This is a genomic window from Streptomyces sp. NPDC021019, assembly GCF_044333295.1.
In the GTDB taxonomy this organism is placed as follows: domain Bacteria; phylum Actinomycetota; class Actinomycetes; order Streptomycetales; family Streptomycetaceae; genus Streptomyces.
In genome coordinates this window covers 348373-367107 of record NZ_JBIRQR010000007.1, presented here as the reverse complement: position 1 = coordinate 367107, position 18735 = coordinate 348373, and the positions used below count along the sequence as shown (strand labels likewise).

The following is an 18735-nucleotide window of genomic DNA, read 5'->3' as shown; positions in this document are numbered from 1 at the left end:
TTCCCTCGCCACCTTACTCGTGCGTAATTTGGCATGAGCACATAAAGCTTGTGGTCCGGGCCACAGGGCGCACCGCCATCGCACCTCCCTTGAGCCGCAAGGAGACCCCACGATGCTGCCCTGGATCCGTGCTGCGCGCGTTCCCCGCACGCGCAGTCTGTTCGCCGTCCTGCTCCTCGCCCTCACCGTCCTCGTCGCCCCCACGGCGACCGCGACCGCGGCGACCCCGGCCGCCGCCGAGGCCACTTCGCGTGGCTGGAACGACTACTCCTGCAAGCCCTCCGCCGCCCATCCCCGTCCCGTCGTCCTGGTCCACGGAACCTTCGGGAACTCGATCGACAACTGGCTGGTCCTCGCCCCCTACCTGGTCAACCGGGGCTACTGCGTCTTCTCCCTCGACTACGGACAGCTCCCCGGCGTGCCGTTCTTCCACGGTCTCGGCCCCATCGACCAGTCCGCCGAACAGCTCGACGTGTTCGTCGACGAGGTCCTCGACGCCACCGGAGCCCCGAAGGCCGACCTCGTCGGCCACTCGCAGGGCGGCATGATGCCGAACCACTACCTGAAGTTCCTCGGCGGCGCCGACAAGGTCAACGCCCTCGTCGGCATCGCCCCGGACAACCACGGCACCACGCTGCTCGGCCTCACGAAGCTGCTGCCGTTCTTCCCCGGCGTCGAGAGGTTCATCAGCGACAAGACCCCCGGACTCGCCGACCAGGTCGCGGGGTCGCCCTTCATCACCAAGCTCACGGCGGGCGGCGACACCGTACCCGGCGTCCGCTACACCGTCATCGCGACCAAGTACGACCAGGTCGTGACCCCGTACCGCACGCAGTACCTGGACGGGCCGAACGTACGCAACGTGCTGCTCCAGGACCTGTGCCCGCTCGACCTGTCCGAGCACGTGGCGATCGGCACCATCGACCGCATCGCCTTCCACGAAGTGGCCAACGCCCTCGACCCGGCACGCGCCACCCCGACCACCTGCGCCTCGGTCATCGGCTGACCCCTCGCGCGACGACGGGCCGGGGCCCGGCGTCCGACGGTGCGGACGGCGGACCCCGGCCCGTCATGTCCTGCCGCGCCCGACGTCCCGGAGGGACGCGGCAGGGGTAGGGGGGAGGGGCGCTGCGGCGGTCAGCGGCTGTGGCGGCCCGCCGCGGCGGCGGCCCGTCGGCGCTGCGAGGCGAACAGTACGGCCGCGCCGGCGGCGAGGACACCCGCGCCCCCGATCGCCAGATACGTGCTGCTGGTGGAACCGCCCGTCTCGGCCAGCACCTCGTCGGAGCCCGCCGCGTTGACCTCCGGGGCGTTGCCCTCGGCCTTCTCGGCCGGAGCGGCCGGAGCGGCGGCGGTGGCCTTCGCCCCGGTGTTCGCGTCGTCGTCCCCGTGGCCGTTGTGCTCGACCGAGGACTTCTCGGAACCCTCGGCGATGGCGTCCTCGGACGGCGCGGAGGGCTCCGCCGCCGGGGCCTCGGCGCCGGAGTCACCGCCGGAACCCTGCCGGCCCTCCTCGTTCTCCACTCCACCGCCGGCCGAAGCGCCGCCGAACGTCACGTCGGAGCAAGCGTAGAACGCCTCGGGGGAGTCGGAGCGCTGCCAGACCGTATAGACCAGCTGCCGCCCCGAGCGCTCGGGGACCGTCCCGTCGAAGACGTACGAACCGTTCTCCAGCGCCGGGTCGGTGGCCTCGGCGAAGGGCTTCGCCTCCAGATCCGACCAGGCCAGCGGCTTCGTGGGGTCGTAACCGGGCTTCGTGAGGTACAGCTCGAACGATCCCCGGTGCGGAGCCGTCGCGCGGAACCGGAAGGTGTGCTTGCCCGCCGACATCGCGGTGGCCGGCCAGTCGGCGCGCGGGAGGTCGAGTCCCTTGAACTTGTCGTTGGCCGCGCTGCACAGCTTGCCGTCCGGGATCAACTCACGGTGCTTGCCCGCCGCGTTGGCGATGTTCACCCCGTTCCAGTCGTACAGCGCCTGCGTCCCGCCGGCCGCGACCGCTGCCCGGCACGCCGCCGACGCCGGGCTCTCGGGCCCCTCGGCGAAGCACGCGGACACCCGGCTCACCGGGTCGGTGAGCGAACCGTGCGCGACGGCCGGGGCGGAGGCCAGCCCGGCCAGTGCGAGCGGTGCGAAACCGAGGGCGAGGATACCGGCGGCCTTGCGACGAGCGGTCATGGATGGATCTCCTTCGAGATGGCACAGCTGTGAGGGTTGCGCTCAGCAAGCTAGCCGCTCCGAAGGCCCAAAAAGCCTGGTGGGACGGGGTGGTGACCATCCTTATGATGGCGTTAAGGAAGGATTAGGCAGGGGCTCAGGTAGCCCCGGCCCCGCCGCCTCACCCCGTCCACCGGTACCGCCGCTCCGGCCGCCCCGTGCCTCCGTAGCGCAGGGTCACCTCGGCCCGGCCCGTTCCGGCGAAGTACTCCAGGTAGCGGCGCGCGCTCACCCGGGACAGTGCTCCCACCTCGGCGCACTCCGAAGCGGACAGGCCCTCGGGGTGGTCGCGCAAGGTGCGTTCCACCAGGTCGGCCGTGGGGGCGGCCAGGCCCTTCGGCAGCTCGCGCGAGCCGGGTGGGCGGGGGCCGAAGATCTGGTCGACGTCCTCCTGGCGGGCCTCTCCCAGCCTGTCCAGGCGGGTGCGCAGCGAGGCGACGTGGCGCATCTGCTCCTGGAGGGCGGACCGGCTGAACGGCTTGATCAGATAGTGCAGGGCCCCCGCCCGCAGCGCCGCCCGGATCACCCCCGCGTCCCGGGCCGCCGTGATGAACAGGGCGTCCGCGCTGGGGCGCGAGGTGTCCAGCTCCTCCGCCGCACGCAAGGCGCGCAGCACCCCGATCCCGTCCATATCGGGCAGATAGATGTCCAGCAGCACCAGATCGGGGCGCAGTCGCTCGGCCGCCCGCAAGGCGTCGGCACCGTTGTGTGCCACCCCGACGACCGCGAAGCCGTCCATAGCGGACACATAGCGGCTGTGCAGCTTCGCGACCATGAAGTCGTCGTCCACCACCAGCACAGTTGTCACGCCGCCACGCTAGGCGGCGACCGCAATGACCACAACGTCCGTTGATACCGGAAGGGAGACAGCTTCTTAACGCGCGGGCAACATGTGGGCCACTTCACAGTGGAAAGGCGGAACCCGTGCGACTGCGCACTCTCCTCGCCCTCTTCGGGGCCGCGTTGCTGGTGGTGGTGGGGCCACCCCTGTTGTCCACCGGTGACGGCTCCGACACCGGCACCCAGATTCCCGGGCTCCGCTTCATGGTCCCCAACACTCCCGGCGGCGGTTACGACATCACCGCCCGGACCCTGGCCAAGAACGCCGAGGACGCCGGACTCACCCACAACATCGAGGTGTTCAACCTGCCGGGCGCCGGCGGAACGGTCGGCCTGACCCGGCTCGTCGGCGAACACGGCAACGGCAAGCTCGCGCTCTCCATGGGACTCGGCGTCGTCGGAGCCGTCCACACCAACAAGTCCCCGAGCACGCTGGCCGACACCACCCCGATCGCCCGGCTCACCGAGGAGCCGGACATCGTCGTCGTCTCCAAGGACTCCCGGTACCGGACCATCGCCGACCTGCTCGCCGCCTGGAAGAAGGACCCGGCCGGCGTCCCGGTCGGCGGCGGATCCTCGCCCGGCGGCCCGGACCACCTCGCCCCGATGCTCATGGCGCAGGCGGCCGGCATCGCCCCGAGGACGGTCAACTACGTCCCGTTCGACGGTGGCGGCGAACTGCTCGCCTCCATCCTCGGCAACAAGGTCGGCTTCGGGGTCTCCGGTCTCGGCGAGTACCGCGACCAGATCGAGGCGGGCGAACTGCGCCTGCTCGCCGTGACCGGTCCGAAGCGGGTGCCGGGCCTCGACGCCCCCACCCTGCGCGAAGCCGGCCTCGACACCGAGTTCACCAACTGGCGCGGCGTCGTCGCCCCGCCCGGCCTCTCGTCGGCCGAACGCGACAAGCTCACCGGTCTGATCCGCGAACTCCACGGCACGAAGCAGTGGCAGGAGTCGATGAAGAAGAACGGCTGGGACGACGCCCTCCTCATCGGCGAACCCTTCGGCGACTTCCTCGACGAGCAGAACCAGCGCGTCGCCACCGTTCTCAAGGAGCTGGGGCTGTGACCACCGGACCCACCGAACCGACCGAACCGACCGAACCGACCAGACCCACTGGACCGACCGAACCGACCGAACCGACCGGCCGCACCGGACCGACCGGACCGACCGAACCGACCGGACCGACCGGCCGCACCGGACCGACCGCATCGACCGGATCGATCCCAACCCCTGGCTCCGCGGCGCGGGCGAGCGCCGAAGCCGCACAGGAGGGGAACGCCCAGCTCGGCTGGCTGCGCGAGCACTCCGAACTCGGCGTCTGTGTGCTGCTGTTCGCGCTCGGCGTGCTCGTTCTCACCGACGCCTTCACCATGAGCGTCGACATCGCCCAGCGCGGTCCCGTCGGCCCCCGGACGGTCCCCTTCGTCATCGGCGGTCTGTTCCTCCTCATCTCCGTCCTGCTCGCCGGCGACGTCCTGCGCGGTGGCCGGGGCGAGGCGGAGGGCGGCGAGGACGTCGACCTCGACGAACCGGCCGACTGGCGCACCGTCCTCCTGCTCACCGGGGTCTTCCTCGGAGCCGCGGTCCTGATCGTCCCCCTGGGCTTCCCCATCGCCGGGGCGCTGCTCTTCTGGGGCTCCGCCTACGCGCTCGGCAGCCGGCACCACGGCCGGGACCCGCTCATCGCGGCCGGCATCTCCCTCGCCACCTATTTCGTCTTCGACAACCTGCTCGGTGTCCCCCTTCCTGGCGGCCCGCTGATGGGGGTGCTCTGACCGATGGATTCCCTCAACTCCCTCATCGACGGCTTCGGTACCGCGCTCACCCCGATGAACCTGCTCTGGGCCGCGATCGGCGTCCTGCTCGGCACCGCGATCGGTGTGCTCCCCGGCATCGGCCCGGCGATGGCCGTGGCGCTGCTGCTCCCGGTGACGTACGGACTCGACCCGACCGGCGCGTTCATCATGTTCGCCGGGATCTACTACGGCGCGATGTTCGGCGGCTCCACCACCTCGATCCTCCTCAACACCCCCGGGGAGAGCGCGGCCGTGGTCGCCGCGATCGAGGGCAACCCGATGGCGAAGGGCGGACGCGGCGCCCAAGCGCTCGCCGCCGCCGCGATCGGTCACTTCGCGGGCGGCATGATCGGCACGATCCTGCTGGTCGTCCTCGCCCCGACCGTCGCCTCCCTCGCCATCGGCATCGGCGCCCCGGACTACTTCGCCATCATGGTGCTGGCCTTCATCGCCGTCACCTCCGTCCTCGGCGCCTCCCGCATCCGCGGCATCGCCTCGCTCCTCATCGGTCTCACCATCGGACTGGTCGGCCTCGACCAGATGACCGGCCAGCAGCGCCTGACCTTCGGCTCGCTCCAACTGGCCGACGGCGTCGACGTGGTCATCGTCGCGGTCGGACTCTTCGCGATCGGCGAAGCGCTCTGGGTCGCCGCCCACCTGCGCCGTTCCACCGGAAAGCCGATCCCCGTCGGCAGACCGTGGCTCGGCCGCGCCGACCTGAAGCGCACCTGGAAGCCCTGGCTGCGCGGTCCCGTCATCGGCTTCCCCTTCGGGGCGATCCCGGCGGGCGGCGCGGAGATCCCCACCTTCCTCAGTTACGTCACCGAGAAGCGGCTCTCCAAGCACCGTGACCAGTTCGGCAAGGGGGCCATCGAAGGCGTCGCGGGACCGGAGGCCGCCGCCTCCGCCTCCGCCGCCGGAACCCTCGTCTCGATGCTCACGCTCGGACTGCCCACCACCGCTGTCGCCGCCGTGATGCTGGCCGCCTTCCAGCAGTACGGGATCCAGCCCGGCCCCCTGCTGTTCGAACGCGAACCGGAGCTGGTCTGGGGCCTCATCGCCTCGCTCTTCGTCGGCATGGTGCTGCTGCTCGCTCTCAACCTGCCGCTCGCCCCCGTCTGGGCGAAGCTGCTGCGGATCCCGCGCCCCTACCTGTACGCGGGCATCCTGTTCTTCGCCGCCGTCGGCGCGTACGCGGTCGGCGGCGAGTCCCTCGATCTGGTGATCCTCCTGATCATCGGGCTGATCGGGTTCGGGATGCGGCGCTACGGACTGCCGGTGCTGCCCGCCGTCATCGGGGTGATTCTCGGCCCGGCCGCCGAACAGCAGCTGCGGCGCGCGCTCCAGATCAGCGACGGGAGTGTGTCCGGCCTGGTCAACACCCCGTTCTCCGTCACGGTCTACGCGATCGTGGTGCTGATCGTGGCCTGGCCGCTGATCGGCCGGCTGATCGTCCGGCTGCGCGGTGGACGGAAAACGGTGGAGGGGTCCCGCACGGTCGGTGACGGCTGAGAACATCGGCTCCATGACCACGATCGACTGGGACGCGGCTGCCGGATCCTTCGACGAGGAGCCCGACCACGGGCTCCTCGACCCCGCGGTGCGCGACGCCTGGGCCGGGCGGCTGGAGAGCTGGCTGCCCGGCACCCGCGCCGACGTGCTGGACCTGGGGTGCGGCACCGGCAGTCTCTCCCTGCTCGCCGCGGGCCAGGGTCACCGCGTCACCGCCGTCGACCGCTCGCCCCGCATGGCCGACCGGGCCCGTGCCAAGCTGGCCGGGACCGGTGCGGAGGTCCTCGTCGGGGACGCCGCCCGGCCCCCGGTCGGGGAGCGGGTGTTCGACGTCGTCGTGGCCCGGCACGTCGTCCGGCTGCTGCCCGATCCGGCGGCGGCCCTGGAGCACTGGTTCGGCCTGTTGAAGCCGGGCGGGCGGCTCGTTCTCGTCGAAGGGGTGCGGGGTGGCGCCGGCCTGTCCGCCACCGCGCTCACCGCCCTGGTCTCCGCGCACACCGAGCGCATCCACCACGAGGACCTGGCCCCCGACTCCCGGCTCTGGGGCAGAAAGGTCGACGACGAGCGCTATGCGCTGGTCGCCCGCGCGATGCCGCCGCACCGGCACACCGAAGTCGTCGACGTCCACCTGATCCTGCGTCGTGGCCCGGACGTCCTGCTGGCCCGCCGCTCCGACACCGGGTACGCGGACGGACTGCTCCACATGCCCTCCGGCCACGCGGAGGACGGCGAGGACGTCCGCGAGGCGATGATCCGGGAGGCCGCCGAGGAGATCGGCCTCGATCTGGAGCCCGAGGAGCTGAAGGTGGCCCTCGTGATGCAGCACCGGGGCCCCGGAGGCGGGGCGCGCATGGGCTGGTTCTTCGTCGCGGAGCACGACCCGGCCCGCCCGCCGCGCAACGCGGAGCCGGAGAAGTGCTCCGAGCTGGGCTGGTTCCCGCTGGCCGCCCTGCCGGACGACATGGTCGCGTACTGCCGTGCCGGTCTGGACGGTTACCGGGCGGGCGAGCACTTCATGATCCACTGGCACCGGGACGGGGAGCCGATCGCGTACGTTCCCGGCGGCGCCGGCCGCGCCGTCCCGCTGCCCGCCGCCGGGGAGGTCACCGGGCGGGTGCACCACATCGAGCTGTGGGTGGCGGACCTGGCGGAGGCGGAGCGCGGCTGGGGATGGCTGCTGGGCCGGCTCGGCCACGTCCCGTACCAGCGCTGGGCCCACGGCCGCAGCTGGCGGCGCGGTGACACGTACGTCGTGGTGGAGCGGTCGCCCGACCTGGCCGCCGGCGGCCACGACCGCCGCCGCCCCGGCCTCAACCACCTGGCGTTCCACGTCGCGGACCGGGCCGCCCTCGACGCCCTGGTCGCCGAGGCCCCGGCGCACGGCTGGCGGCTGCTGTTCCCCGACCGCCATCCGTACGCGGGCGGCGAGGGGCACCACGCCGCCTACCTGGAGGACCCGGCGGGGTACGAGGTGGAGCTGGTCGCCGACTCCCGGCCCCGCCCCTGAGCGGCCCGGAGTTCCGTACGGAAGCCGCGCCCGGCGGTCCGTACGAGCCCCCCGCCCGCCATCGCCGCCGGGGCCGTTCAGCCGAGCAGGGCGGTCAGCCCCTCCGTCCGGGCCAGGCGTTCCAGGTCGTCCAGGGCTCGGACCGCCGCCCCGGCCGCCGCCGGATCGCGGCCGGCCAGACCGCTCTCCTCGAACTCGTCCTCGTCCAGCCGCAGGACCGAAGCGCCGTCGGCCGAGACCCACAGGTCCAGGTCCAGGTCCTCGACCGCCAGCACCCCGTCCGCCAGCACGGCGGGCCGGGTGATGTCGCAGTACCAGCCCTTGAGCCGGCCGTCGCCCGTGCGGACCTCCTTCACCGCGAACCACCGGTCCCGCCAGTAGTGCTCGGTGAGGACGTCGCCCGGCTCGAACCGGACGAAGCCGAAGTCCCGCACCCCCGGGGCGGCCCAGGGCGCCCGGACGGTGACGCGGACGCCGTCGTCCCGGACCAGCTCCGCCGAATACCTGATCTTGGTACGGCCCGCCTTGGACAGGGCGACGACGAGGCCCTTCGTGCGGCCCGCGCGGGGCTCAGAGGGTGCGGACATGGCGGACCTCCGTCGCGCAGACCTGGTAGCCGAACCACTGGTTGACGGCCAGCATCGGGCCGTTGCCGGTGTCGTTGGAGGTGTAGGCGTCGGTGTATCCGGCCGCCCGGGCCCGGTGCAGCGAGTCGTTCTTCGCGAGCTTCGCCAGGCCCCGCCCCCGGAAGTCCCGCAGGGTGCCGGTCATGGAGCTCAGATAGGTGCGCGCGCCGTCGGTGGTGGCCGCGCTGAACGCCGCCACCCTCCCGTCCACCAGCACCACCGAGGAGAGCCCCTGGTCGAAGGCCGGGTGCCGCCAGACGTTCGTCAGCCAGTCCTCGTAGTCGTCCAGCTCGGTGTTGATGTCGCCCGGCTCGTCGGCCGTCACCTCGGCGTCCGCCTCGAACAGCGGCCGGGGATCCTCGGCGAAGTCGGAGCCGGGACGCAGCTCGACGCCGACCGGGAGCTCCTGGCGCGGCGGCAGGGAGCCGCCCGCGAGGTCGAGGCGCTGGAAGTGCGCGGAGCGGCTGGGCCGGTAGCCCCGCTTGCGGGCGAACTCCAGGCTCTCCGGGTCGTCCAGGACCCACGCGTACAGGACCGTGGCCCCGACCTCGGCCAGGTGCTCCTCAGCCGTGCGCAGCAGCAGCGATCCCGCACCGCGGTTCGTCCGGCCGGGAAGCGTCTGCGGGGTGAAGTATCCCTGGCCCGGCTCCGAGCTCTCGTGGGCGACCCCCGCCTGCGCCGTGGCGATGATCTCGCCGTCCTCCTCGGCGACCAGCAGCCGGTAGTGCCGGTCCGGATGGGCGTGGGCCAGGTCGTGGACGACCTGTTCGGGGGTGGCCACCATCCAGGGGACCGAGGCCCGGCGGGCCTCGGTCCACGCCTCCGCGTCGGACGGCCGGAAATCGCGCACGATCACAGTCATGCGGTGGACCGTATGCGCAGCCGCGCCCCGAACGCCTCCCCTTTTTTCGCCGGTGGGGGAGAATCGGCCCGTGACTGACAAGATCGTCCTCGACCCGGACTCCGGCATCGCGCCGTACGAGCAACTCCGCACCCAGCTCTCCGAACTGGCTCGTTCCGGGGCGCTGCCCGTCGGCCACCGGCTCCCGACCGTACGCGGCTTCGCCGAGGAGCTGGGCCTCGCCGCCAACACCGTCGCCAAGGCCTACCGTGCCCTGGAGGCGGACGGGGTGATCGAGACCCGGGGCCGCAACGGAACCTTCGTCGCGGCCGCCGGGGGAGCGGCCGAGCAGCGGGCGGCCACCGCCGCGCGGCTGTACGCCGAGACCGCCGAGCGGCTCGGCCTCACCCGGCAGCAGGCCCTGGCGCTGGCCAAGGACGCGCTGCGCGCGGCGTACGGGGACTGAAGCGGATCACCGCGGGCGCACCCGTAGCGGTCGGCCGGCTGCTACAGATACAGCCCCGCGTCCGACCCCGCGTCCTGCTTCGGTACCGCCGCGGGCCCGATGCCCCGGCGCAGCGCGTACAGCTCGGCGAGGGAGTTGCCCTCCCGGCTCACCCCTTCGTCCGTGCCCAGCCAGGCCACCGACTCCTGACGGGTCAGCGGTCCGACCTCGATCCTGGCCAGACAGCGGCCGGGCCGTACGACCGCCGGGTGCAGCCGCTCCAGGTCCTCATTGGTGGTGACCCCCACCAGCACGTTGCGGCCCTGGCCCAGCAGGCCGTCCGTCAGGTTCAGCAGCCGGGACAGGGCCTGGCCCGCCGTGTGCTTGGCCTCGCCGCGGATCAGCTCGTCGCAGTCCTCCAGGAGCAGCAGCCGCCACCGCCCCTTCGCCGTGCCGTCGTCCTCGCCGATCGCGATGTCCATGAGGTAGCCGACGTCGTTGAAGAGCCGCTCGGGGTCCAGCACGCAGTCGACCTGGCACCAGTCGCGCCAGGAACGGGCCAGGGTGCGCAGCGCGGACGTCTTGCCGGTCCCGGGCGGGCCGTGCAGCAGGAGGAGCCGGCCCGCGATGTCGTCCGGCGTCACCTTCATCAGCCGGCCCATCGCCTCGGCCACCGGCGCGGTGTAGTTGGGGCGGACCTCGTCCCAGCTTCCGGCGGTGATCCGGCGGGTGGTGCGGTACGGGCCGCGGCGCGGGGAGACGTACCAGAAGCCCATGGTCACGTTGTCGGGCTGGGGCTCCGGCTCGTCCTTCGCCCCCTCGGTGGCCTGGCCGAGGACCTTCATCGCCAGTTCGTCGCTGGTCGCGGTGACGGTGACGTCCGCGCCCCGGTTCCACCGGGACGCCAGCAGGGTCCAGCCCTCGCCCTCCGCGAGCGTCGCGCTGCGGTCGTCGTCGCGGGCGGACCGCAGCACGGTGGCGTCCGGCGGCAACAGCGTCGCCCCGGCCCTGACCCGGTCGAGGGAGGAGCTGTGCGCGTACGGCTGCTCGCCCGTCACGAAGCGGCCGAGGAAGAGCGCGTCGACGACGTCGGACGGTGAATCGCTGTCGTCGACGGTGAGCCGGATCGGCAGAGCGGATGCGGGGGAGTCAGGCATGGCGCCCATGATCCGGCACCGGATGCCCCCGTGCACCCGGGTTTAGGGCGTGTCCGGCGCGGACCCTGACCGGGGCCGCGCCGCCTGGCACGGCACCTCGCCGCGTTGCCGAAACGCCCCCATCGCTCCGTGACGAGGACGTGCCGGCGCCTTGCGTTGCACCGCACCGGACGCCGCGGCCTGCCCGGTCCTGATCCGCCGCCCCCCAGCGGGCTCGTGTGCCGGGACGGCGGCGCGTCCCGAAACCGACGGGGCGCCAGCGGGACGTCAAGGAGCGCCCGTTGAACGAACGGGGGCGGACGGAAGCACTCCACCCCTAATTTTGGCATGGACACTTCCAGTGCGATGCGGGTGCTGCTACTACGGAGTAGGCAGATATCCCCTGCTCAAGGAGGTCCCATGAAAATGTCCAGACTCGTGGCGTTCTCGTCCTCGCTCCTGCTCGGCGCCGCCCTCGCCCTCACCGGTGCCGGGGTCGCGAGCGCCGACTCGTCCGCCGCGGCCGTCGACTACGTCGCCCTCGGTGACTCGTACTCCTCCGGCGTCGGAGCCGGCGGCTACGACGGCTCCAGCTGCAAGCGGAGCAGTCGCGCCTATCCCGCCCTCTGGGCGACCGCCAACTCCCCTTCCTCGTTCGACTTCGCCGCCTGTTCCGGCGCCCGGACCGGAGACGTCACGGGTGGTCAGCTCGGCCGGCTGAACGCCTCGACCGACCTCGTCTCGATCTCCATCGGCGGCAATGACGCGGGGTTCGCCGACGTCATGACGACCTGTGTCCTTCAGTCCGAGGCCACCTGCCTCAACCGCGTCGCCACCGCCCGCGCCTACGTCGACTCCACCCTGCCCGGCAGGCTCGACTCCGTGTACACGGCCATCCGCTCCAAGGCCCCCTCCGCGCAGGTCGTCGTCCTCGGCTACCCCCGCTTCTACCAGCTCGGCGGCGGCTGCGTCGCCGGTCTCAGCGAGAAGGAGCGCTCCGCCATCAACGGGGCGTCCGACCACCTCAACACCGCCACCGCCAAGCGTGCGGCGGACCACGGCTTCACCTTCGGCGACGTCAGGACGACCTTCGCCGGCCACGAGATCTGCTCGGGCAACTCCTGGCTGCACAGCGTGAACTGGCTCAATATCGGCGAGTCCTACCACCCCACCGCCGCCGGACAGTCGGGCGGCTACCTTCCCGTCCTCAACTCCGCTCTCTGACCGGCGGCCCGGCGCTTTCGACCCGGGTGCTCCGCCCCGCCGTCCCCCACGCGGCCTGCGCGCGGGGGACGGCCCGACGACCGCTCCGAACCGTGCGAACCGCTCGAACTGTCCGAAGTCGCCCTGGAATCGCGCGGATTCGGTAACGAGGCGTCAACCTCCGTATGTGTGTGCGTAATCCTGTGGCCGGGATACACGGGTGTCACCGCGGGACGATAGGGTTAACCTGCCCGGACCGGGTGCCCTCGTACGGGTGGGGAGTGACATGGAACAGATAACGGTGCGAAGCAGGCCGCGTGTGCCTGCCATCACATGCGGGAGCGGTGCGACCAGTACGCGCCTCGACCGCCATCTCGCGGTGCTCGGCGGCCCCGTCGTCCCGCAGCGCGAGTCGGCGGAAGCGACGCTGCTCATGCGTGAACTGACCTCGCGTGATGCCGCGCACACCCGCAGGAGCAGGAGCGCACGCGTGTCGCTCTTCGCGCCGCTGCGGCGACTGCGGCGCTCGCTCTTCGGCAGCCGCCGCTGACCCACGGCATCGCCCGTCGGGACCGGCCCCCCGCTCGGGGCGGTTCAGACGATCACTCCGTCCCGGCGCAGCACCGATGTCTGCTCGTCCGTCATCCCCAGGGCTCGCAGCAGCGCATCGGTGTGCTCACCCAGCGCCGGTACGGCACCCATCCGTGCCTCCTCGCTCCCCGGCAGCGTGATCGGCGGCAGCAGCGCCCGCAACGGCCCCACCGGTGTCCCCACCTCCCGCCACCGGCCCCGTGCCGCGAGCTGCGGATGCGCCGCCACGTCGGCCACCGTGTTCAGCCGGGCACAGGCGACGCCCGCCGCCTCGAGAGCGGCCAGCGCCTCCCGCCCCGTCAGGCCCGCCAGCGCCCGGCCCACCGCCTCGTCGGTCCGCTCCCGGTTCGCGGTGCGCGCCGCGTTCGTCGCGAAGTCCGGGTCGTCGGCCAACTCGGGCCGCCCGAGCACCTGTTCCGTCAGCCGCCGCCACTCCCGGTCGTTCTGCACGGAGAGCAGCACCCGCTCCCCGTCGGCCGTCGCGTAGGCGTCGTACGGGGAGATCACCGAGTGCGCGAGACCGGTGCGCGCCGGGGGCGCGGAGCCGTGCGTCCCCTGGTGCAGCGGATGGCCCATCCACTCGGCCAGCGCGTCCAGCATGGATACCTCCACCGGACCGCCCCGCCCGGTGGTCGACCGCCGCAGCAGCGCCGCGAGAACCCCGGAGAATGCGTACATCGCCGCCGCGATGTCCGCCGCCGGAACGCCCGCCTTCACCGGCTGCTCGGCCGTTCCCGTCACCGAGACCAGGCCGGCCTCGCACTGCACGAGCATGTCGTAGGCCCGCTTGTGCGCGTACGGCCCCTCCGCGCCGTAACCGGAGATGTCGACCGCCACCAGGCGCGGGTGCGCCGCGCAGAGCGAGGCGGCGTCGAGCCCCAGCCGGGCCGCCGCCCCCTGGGCCAGGTTCTGGACGAACACATCGGCCCCGGCGACGAGTTCATGGACCACCGCGAGGCCGCGCGGGTCCTTCAGGTCGACGGCGAGGGACTCCTTGCCGCGGTTGCACCAGACGAAGTGCGAGGCGAGACCGCGCGCCGCCGTGTCGTAGCCGCGCGCGAAGTCGCCGCCGTCCGGGCGCTCCACCTTGACGACCCTGGCTCCGAGATCGGCGAGCTGCCGGGTGGCGAAGGGGGCGGCGACCGCTTGCTCGACGGCCACCACGGTGATGCCGTCGAGGGGGAGTGGCAAGGTGTTCATGACCCCGTGCTTACCCTCTGAGCGCCGCTCGTGCCACCTCCGGCCGCCCTGCGGACTCCCCGGCCCGCCGCTCCGGGGCCCCGGCCCGCCGCTACAGCAGCGCGAACTGCCCCTCCGGGCCCTCCTCCTGGTGTCCGAGCACCGATGCGGGACGCCGTGCCGAGGGCGGCACCGGCAGCACTCCGGCCGCCCGCAGCTCGGCGGGTCCGATCAGCGGCCCCGCCTCCAGCGCCGCCCACAGCTTCTTCCGTGGCCCGGTCGTGCCGTCCAGCAGGGCGAGCACGGTGATGAGTTCGAGCAGCTCCGAGGTCCACTCCCGGGGCCAGCCGCGCGCACCGACCGCGTCCAGTCCGTCCGGGGCGGCCCCGTCCGGTCCCCGGCCCCTCGCCGCCGCGGCCCGGCGCCCGAACCAGAGCTCCAGCAGGCGTACTCCGCCCACCGTGAACTCCCAGGCTGCCGCGGGCACCGGCGAGATCCGGCCATCGCCGACGACCAGTGCCTCGCCCTCGGCCTCATGGACCAACTCGGTGGGGCGGGCCGGGAGAGCCGCCCGCACATAGGGTCTGCGCCCGCCCGGCAGCCGGGGCCGCTCCCCGCCCCGGGCCCCGCGCAACTGGAGCCGCATCAGCTCCCGGCCGAGCGCCACCCCCGACGACCACACCTCCGCGTCGGTCGGCAACGGGACCCGGGGGCCGGTGGCGGAGGGCCGGGCGGCGGCCAGGACCCAGGCCAGCACCGCTTCCGGGGCGAACGGGTCCGGCTCCGCCGCACCGCCGAGCCGCCCGCGCAGCAGGTCCGTGAGGCCGGGGGCCAGGTTGGGTTCCGTGCCGCCTGGCCTGCGGTAGAGCGGCCTGATCCGGCCGGGCCGTCCGGCGGGGGAGTGCCCGTCGGGCAGCAGCGCGGTCACGGACAGGGCGGGCCCGGAATCCGCGGGGGCGGAGCTGTGCTCGACCGCGAAGAGCTGCCGCCCGTCGGCGACCCGCCACAGCTCCGGACGGGCCGCGTCGATCAGCCGGTGGTCGGGGAGCAGCCACTGTTCGTCGTAGGGGCCGTGGAGGATCCGTACGGGGTCGGGGCAGGGACCCGGGGTCCGGGCGAAGCGGCCCGTTCCGGCGGACCGGCCGGGCAGGGCGGCGACCGAGGTGTGCGGCGTACGGGAACGGCTGGGCGCGAACAGCCGCTCCTGGTCGGCGGGGCCGGCGGCGGCCAGCCGTTCCCAGCGGGCCCGGAGCGCCACGGGGTCGGGGCCGATCACCCAGGCACGGCCGGTCCGCAGCGGCCGTACGGACCACGGCATCAGCTCGTCCAACGACAGCAGTCCGTCCGGTGACAGCAGCCTGTCCGGCGACGGGGACCCGTCCGAGGGCCGGGGTGCCCCCGGTGTCCCCGGAGGCGAGGACCGGGCGTTCCCGTCGCCGCCGACCGCGGCTGTCCCGTGCGCTGTCACCTGCCCGTCCTTCCGTGTCCGCCGTGACCCTTCCGCATCGTAACGGCGGGCGGTGCGCGCGTGGGCGGGGTCAGTGGGCCTCCACCGTCACGGAGAAGGAGAACCGGTCGCCCCGGTAGCGGATCCTGGCCACGTCCACCACGCGCCCCTCCTCGTCGTACGTCACGCCCGTGTAGTGCAGGATCGGGCTGAGCAGCGGGACCTGGAGCAGCTCGGCGGTGACGGGGTCGGCGAGCCGCGCCTCGACCGTGTCGGTGATCCGGGAGATCCTCACCCCCACGACGTCGCGCAGGACCTTGGTCATCGGCCAGCGTTCGAGGTCGGCCACGTCGATCCGGGCGGCGATGTCGGGACGGACCGCGTTCTCCGCCCAGTTGGTGGGCTCGTCGCTCTGCCCGTCGCGGCGCAGCCGCCGGTAGCAGGTCACCTCGGCGCAGTCCGGGAAGAACTCGGCGAGATCACCGGGCACCGCCGTCGGGCCGTGGCCGAGAACGGTCGTCGCCTCCCCGGACTGCTGGGCCACGATCGCGTCGACCGAACCCAACAGCCGGACCGGGGAGACCCGCCGGGCGCGCGGCTCGATGAACGTGCCGCGCCGCCGGTGCCGGCTGATCAGCCCCTCCGCCTCCAGCTCCTTGAGCGCCTGGCGCATCGTGAGCACGCTGACCCCGTAGTGCGCGGCGAGCTGTTCCTCGGTGGGCAGCCGAGCGGAGGCGTCCCGGGGGCGGCCCAGTATGGAGGCCCGCAGGGACTGGGACACCTGGTACCAGAGAGGCAGCTTCCGGTTCAGGACGAGGGAGTCGGGGGCGAAGGCGGGCGAGGGCGGCGCGGGGACGGCGCGGGCGTGCCCGCCGGCCCGGGCCGTGCCCGTGGTGTCGCCCTCGGTCCCGGTCCCGGCGGTAGCGTGCCCGTCAGGCCCGGTCCGGGCGGCCGTGCCCGTGGTGTCGCCGTCGGGCCTCCGGGTGTCCGCCCCGGTTCTCCCCTGGCTCTCCGTCATGTCGCCCCGTCCCGTCGCCTCCGGCCTTCCGCCGCCTACGGCCGGAAGTTGCGGCTCAGACCCTGCCACACGTCGTCGTAGCCGCGCTGGAGGTGTTCGGCGGCGGCCGCCTGCGCGGTCGCCGTGACCGGCCAGCGGGTCTCGAACATGAAGGCCAGTCCGTCGTCGATCTTCTGCGGCTTCAGCTCCGCCGCGCTCGCCCGGTCGAAGGTCTCCCGATCCGGTCCGTGCGCCGACATCATGTTGTGCAGGGAGCCGCCGCCCGGGACGAAGCCGTCCGCCTTGGCGTCGTACGCACCGTCGATCAGGCCCATGTACTCGCTCATGACGTTGCGGTGGAAGTACGGCGGGCGGAAGGTGTCCTCGCCGACCAGCCAGCGCGGGGCGAAGACGACGAAGTCCACCCCGGCCAGCCCCGGGGTGTCGGACGGCGAGGTCAGCACCGTGAAGATCGACGGGTCGGGGTGGTCGTAGCTGATCGTGCCGATCACGTTGAACCGGCGCAGGTCGTAGACGTACGGGGTGTGGTTGCCGTGCCAGGCCACCACGTCGAGCGGCGAGTGGTCGTACGTCGCCGACCAGAGGTTCCCGCAGAACTTGTTGACCACCTCCACCGGACCCTCGTGGTCCTCGTACGCGGCGACGGGGGCGAGGAAGTCCCGGGCGTTCGCCAGGCCGTTGGCGCCGATCGGGCCGAGGTCGGGCAGCGCGAAGGGGCGGCCGTAGTTCTCGCAGACGTATCCCCGCGCGGTCTCCCCCAGCAGCTCCACCCGGAAGCGGATTCCGCGCGGGATCAGCGCGACCTGGCCCGGCTCGGCGCGCAGCAGGCCCAGTTCGGTGCGCAGCAGCAGCCCGCCGCGCTCGGGGACGATCAGCAACTCGCCGTCGGAGTCGCTGAACACCCGGTCCGTCATCGAGGAGTCGGCGTTGTACAGGTGGATCGCCATACCCGCGCGCTGCGCGGCGTCGCCGTTGCCGCCGAGCGTCCACAGGCCGCTCAGGAAGTCCGTGCCGGGCGCGGGGTCGGGCAGCGGGTTCCAGCGCAGCCGGTTCGGGTCCGGCACGGTCTCGGTGAAGGGCGCCGAGCGCAGGCCCCCGTTGTCGACGCGGGTGAACGCCGGGTGGGCGGCCGAGGGACGGATCCGGTAGAGCCAGGAGCGGCGGTTGTCCGCGCGCGGCTCGGTGAAGGCGGAGCCGCTCAACTGCTCCGCGTACAGCCCGAGCGGGGCGCGCTGGGGGGAGTTACGGCCGTGCGGCAGTGCCCCGGGAACCGCCTCCGAGGCGTGCTCGTTGCCGAAGCCCGAGGAATACGTCAGCCCTTCGGCCGTCTTCCTCGCCTGGTCGATCGCGCTCATCCCGCACTCCCGGTGCCCAAAAAGCCCTCGGATCCGCCGGACGACGAATCCTATGCACTACCGTAGGAATAGGGGCGGTGCACGTCAACGGCATACATCGCGCCATTCGTGGCCTGTGCCGCGCCGATCGTGGCGGGTGCGGGCAGTGGCCTGTGGGCGGGCGTCGCCGCCGTCCGCCGGTGGCGGGTGCGGTCCGCCGGGTCGGCCGGGGGCACGGCATCATGGGGCCCGTGCCCCCAGTCAACCCGAACCTCCGCCGCGCCCCCGTGCAGCAGCGCAGCGCCGACCGGCTGGCCCGGATACTCGACTCCTGTGCGGGCCTCCTCGACGAGACCGGCTACGAGCAGCTCACCACGCGGGCCGTCGCCGAGCGCGCCGACGTGCCCATCGGCTCCGTCTACCGGTTCTTCTCCAACAAGCGGGCGCTCGTCGACGCCCTCGCGCTCCGCAACCTGGACACCTACGCCGACCGCATCGCCGCCCGGCTCGCCGGCCTTCCGGCCGGCGACTGGCGCGCCGCCATCGACGCGGTGCTCGACGAGTACCTGGCGATGAAGCGGAGCGTCCCCGGCTTCGCGCTCGTCGACTTCGGGCCGCCGTTCCCCGCCGACGGCGCGGCGGACGACGCCAACCGGCGGCTGGCGGACCGGCTCGCCGCGCTGCTCGCCGGCCACCTCGGCCGACGGCCCGACGAGGCGCTGTCCCGGGCGATCCTGGTGAGCGTCGAGGCGGCCGACGCGCTCCTTCAACTGGCCTTCCGCACGGAACCGTCGGGGGACGCGGCCATCGTCGCCGAGACGCGAACCCTGGTCAGGTCCTACCTCGCCCAGACGCTCGACTGAGCGAGGGGCTTCGGGCGGCGGAGCCCGCGCGTGTGACGGCCGCCGCCGCCCACCCGGGCGCGCAGGGGACCACCTGCTCGACGGCGCGCTCCCGGGCCCGCTGTCCGGCACCGCCGTACGGAACGCCGTCCCGGGCCCCGCGCCCCCCGCTCTCTGACATCACCGTGTTGACCTGGGGTT

The 18735-nt window shown here is 73.0% G+C and carries 18 protein-coding genes; 9 read left to right on the top strand and 9 right to left on the bottom strand.

The genetic code is table 11. The features are described from left to right. Window positions 1–112 precede the first annotated feature (112 nt). The gene (locus ACH4RG_RS30880) at window positions 113–1006 is read left to right on the top strand and encodes an esterase/lipase family protein (RefSeq protein ID WP_397922605.1); all 894 of its coding nucleotides are present in this window, start codon (window positions 113–115) and stop codon (window positions 1004–1006) included. Between the two features lie 131 nt (window positions 1007–1137). Here the strand turns inward: ACH4RG_RS30880 and ACH4RG_RS30875 are convergent, their stop codons facing one another. After that, a complete protein-coding gene (locus ACH4RG_RS30875; protein WP_397932028.1) occupies window positions 1138–2175 on the bottom strand; it encodes a lytic polysaccharide monooxygenase in 1038 nt (345 codons plus the stop codon). 160 nt (window positions 2176–2335) lie between these two features. After that, window positions 2336–3022 carry a response regulator gene (locus ACH4RG_RS30870; protein ID WP_397922609.1) on the bottom strand — a complete coding sequence of 229 codons (687 nt, stop codon included), beginning with the start codon at window positions 3020–3022 and terminating at the stop codon, window positions 2336–2338. Between the two features lie 116 nt (window positions 3023–3138). On the opposite strand from ACH4RG_RS30870, the gene ACH4RG_RS30865 reads away from it, so the two are divergent. The 4 genes from ACH4RG_RS30865 to ACH4RG_RS30850 all read left to right on the top strand — a co-directional run bounded on the left by ACH4RG_RS30865 (window position 3139) and on the right by ACH4RG_RS30850 (window position 7872). Further along, window positions 3139–4122, top strand: a complete 984-nt coding sequence (locus ACH4RG_RS30865; protein WP_397922611.1) for a Bug family tripartite tricarboxylate transporter substrate binding protein — start codon at window positions 3139–3141, stop codon at window positions 4120–4122. Between the two features lie 155 nt (window positions 4123–4277). Further along, the gene (locus ACH4RG_RS30860) at window positions 4278–4832 is read left to right on the top strand and encodes a tripartite tricarboxylate transporter TctB family protein (RefSeq protein ID WP_398540565.1); all 555 of its coding nucleotides are present in this window, start codon (window positions 4278–4280) and stop codon (window positions 4830–4832) included. A gap of 3 nt (window positions 4833–4835) precedes the next feature. Beyond that, complete coding sequence (locus ACH4RG_RS30855; RefSeq protein WP_397932031.1) at window positions 4836–6365, top strand: tripartite tricarboxylate transporter permease; 1530 nt, start codon at window positions 4836–4838, stop codon at window positions 6363–6365. 13 nt (window positions 6366–6378) lie between these two features. Then, the gene (locus ACH4RG_RS30850; protein WP_397922616.1) at window positions 6379–7872 is read left to right on the top strand and encodes a trifunctional class I SAM-dependent methyltransferase/NUDIX hydrolase/VOC family protein; all 1494 of its coding nucleotides are present in this window, start codon (window positions 6379–6381) and stop codon (window positions 7870–7872) included. Window positions 7873–7949: 77 nt separating this feature from the next. Here ACH4RG_RS30850 and ACH4RG_RS30845 read toward each other — a convergent pair whose 3' ends face one another. Next, window positions 7950–8459, bottom strand: coding sequence for a DUF402 domain-containing protein (locus ACH4RG_RS30845; protein ID WP_398540551.1), 510 nt, complete (start codon window positions 8457–8459; stop codon window positions 7950–7952). Next, window positions 8443–9360 carry a GNAT family N-acetyltransferase gene (locus ACH4RG_RS30840; RefSeq protein WP_397922620.1) on the bottom strand — a complete coding sequence of 306 codons (918 nt, stop codon included), beginning with the start codon at window positions 9358–9360 and terminating at the stop codon, window positions 8443–8445. The genes ACH4RG_RS30845 and ACH4RG_RS30840 overlap by 17 nt, the downstream gene beginning before the upstream one ends. 70 nt (window positions 9361–9430) lie before the next feature. Between ACH4RG_RS30840 and ACH4RG_RS30835 the strand changes: the two genes are divergently transcribed. Continuing rightward, the gene (locus ACH4RG_RS30835) at window positions 9431–9805 is read left to right on the top strand and encodes a GntR family transcriptional regulator (RefSeq protein WP_397922622.1); all 375 of its coding nucleotides are present in this window, start codon (window positions 9431–9433) and stop codon (window positions 9803–9805) included. Between the two features lie 41 nt (window positions 9806–9846). Here the strand turns inward: ACH4RG_RS30835 and ACH4RG_RS30830 are convergent, their stop codons facing one another. After that, window positions 9847–10941, bottom strand: a complete 1095-nt coding sequence (locus ACH4RG_RS30830; RefSeq protein WP_397932039.1) for a DUF5925 domain-containing protein — start codon at window positions 10939–10941, stop codon at window positions 9847–9849. Window positions 10942–11340: 399 nt separating this feature from the next. Between ACH4RG_RS30830 and ACH4RG_RS30825 the strand changes: the two genes are divergently transcribed. After that, window positions 11341–12144, top strand: coding sequence for an SGNH/GDSL hydrolase family protein (locus tag ACH4RG_RS30825; RefSeq protein WP_397932042.1), 804 nt, complete (start codon window positions 11341–11343; stop codon window positions 12142–12144). A 265-nt stretch (window positions 12145–12409) separates the two neighbouring features. Next, window positions 12410–12673, top strand: coding sequence for a hypothetical protein (locus tag ACH4RG_RS30820; RefSeq protein WP_003970092.1), 264 nt, complete (start codon window positions 12410–12412; stop codon window positions 12671–12673). A 44-nt stretch (window positions 12674–12717) separates the two neighbouring features. Here the strand turns inward: ACH4RG_RS30820 and ACH4RG_RS30815 are convergent, their stop codons facing one another. The 4 genes from ACH4RG_RS30815 to hmgA all read right to left on the bottom strand — a co-directional run bounded on the left by ACH4RG_RS30815 (window position 12718) and on the right by hmgA (window position 17713). After that, window positions 12718–13914 carry a CaiB/BaiF CoA transferase family protein gene (locus ACH4RG_RS30815; protein WP_397922628.1) on the bottom strand — a complete coding sequence of 399 codons (1197 nt, stop codon included), beginning with the start codon at window positions 13912–13914 and terminating at the stop codon, window positions 12718–12720. 91 nt (window positions 13915–14005) lie between these two features. Next, window positions 14006–15361 (bottom strand): type ISP restriction/modification enzyme, encoded by a 1356-nt coding sequence (locus tag ACH4RG_RS30810; RefSeq protein ID WP_398540550.1) that lies wholly within the window; start codon window positions 15359–15361, stop codon window positions 14006–14008. A gap of 70 nt (window positions 15362–15431) precedes the next feature. Further along, window positions 15432–16358: a GntR family transcriptional regulator gene (locus ACH4RG_RS30805; RefSeq protein WP_397932049.1), complete on the bottom strand. Its 927-nt coding sequence runs from the start codon at window positions 16356–16358 to the stop codon at window positions 15432–15434. Between the two features lie 35 nt (window positions 16359–16393). Continuing rightward, window positions 16394–17713 (bottom strand): homogentisate 1,2-dioxygenase, encoded by a 1320-nt coding sequence (gene hmgA / locus ACH4RG_RS30800; RefSeq protein WP_397922634.1) that lies wholly within the window; start codon window positions 17711–17713, stop codon window positions 16394–16396. 221 nt (window positions 17714–17934) lie between these two features. On the opposite strand from hmgA, the gene ACH4RG_RS30795 reads away from it, so the two are divergent. Next, entirely contained in the window at window positions 17935–18555 is a 621-nt protein-coding gene (locus ACH4RG_RS30795) for a TetR/AcrR family transcriptional regulator (RefSeq protein WP_397932051.1), read from the top strand. Window positions 18556–18735: the final 180 nt, after the last annotated feature.

Coding starts and splice junctions, on each gene's coding strand:
- ACH4RG_RS30875 (WP_397932028.1), bottom strand. CDS start 2,175: ATGACCGCTCGTCGCAAGGCCGCCGGTATCCTCGCCCTCGGTTTCGCA.
- ACH4RG_RS30850 (WP_397922616.1), top strand. CDS start 6,379: ATGACCACGATCGACTGGGACGCGGCTGCCGGATCCTTCGACGAGGAG.
- ACH4RG_RS30845 (WP_398540551.1), bottom strand. CDS start 8,459: ATGTCCGCACCCTCTGAGCCCCGCGCGGGCCGCACGAAGGGCCTCGTC.
- ACH4RG_RS30820 (WP_003970092.1), top strand. CDS start 12,410: ATGGAACAGATAACGGTGCGAAGCAGGCCGCGTGTGCCTGCCATCACA.
- ACH4RG_RS30805 (WP_397932049.1), bottom strand. CDS start 16,358: ATGACGGAGAGCCAGGGGAGAACCGGGGCGGACACCCGGAGGCCCGAC.
- ACH4RG_RS30855 (WP_397932031.1), top strand. CDS start 4,836: ATGGATTCCCTCAACTCCCTCATCGACGGCTTCGGTACCGCGCTCACC.
- ACH4RG_RS30830 (WP_397932039.1), bottom strand. CDS start 10,941: ATGCCTGACTCCCCCGCATCCGCTCTGCCGATCCGGCTCACCGTCGAC.
- ACH4RG_RS30840 (WP_397922620.1), bottom strand. CDS start 9,360: ATGACTGTGATCGTGCGCGATTTCCGGCCGTCCGACGCGGAGGCGTGG.
- ACH4RG_RS30880 (WP_397922605.1), top strand. CDS start 113: ATGCTGCCCTGGATCCGTGCTGCGCGCGTTCCCCGCACGCGCAGTCTG.
- hmgA (WP_397922634.1), bottom strand. CDS start 17,713: ATGAGCGCGATCGACCAGGCGAGGAAGACGGCCGAAGGGCTGACGTAT.
- ACH4RG_RS30815 (WP_397922628.1), bottom strand. CDS start 13,914: ATGAACACCTTGCCACTCCCCCTCGACGGCATCACCGTGGTGGCCGTC.
- ACH4RG_RS30795 (WP_397932051.1), top strand. CDS start 17,935: ATGGGGCCCGTGCCCCCAGTCAACCCGAACCTCCGCCGCGCCCCCGTG.
- ACH4RG_RS30825 (WP_397932042.1), top strand. CDS start 11,341: ATGAAAATGTCCAGACTCGTGGCGTTCTCGTCCTCGCTCCTGCTCGGC.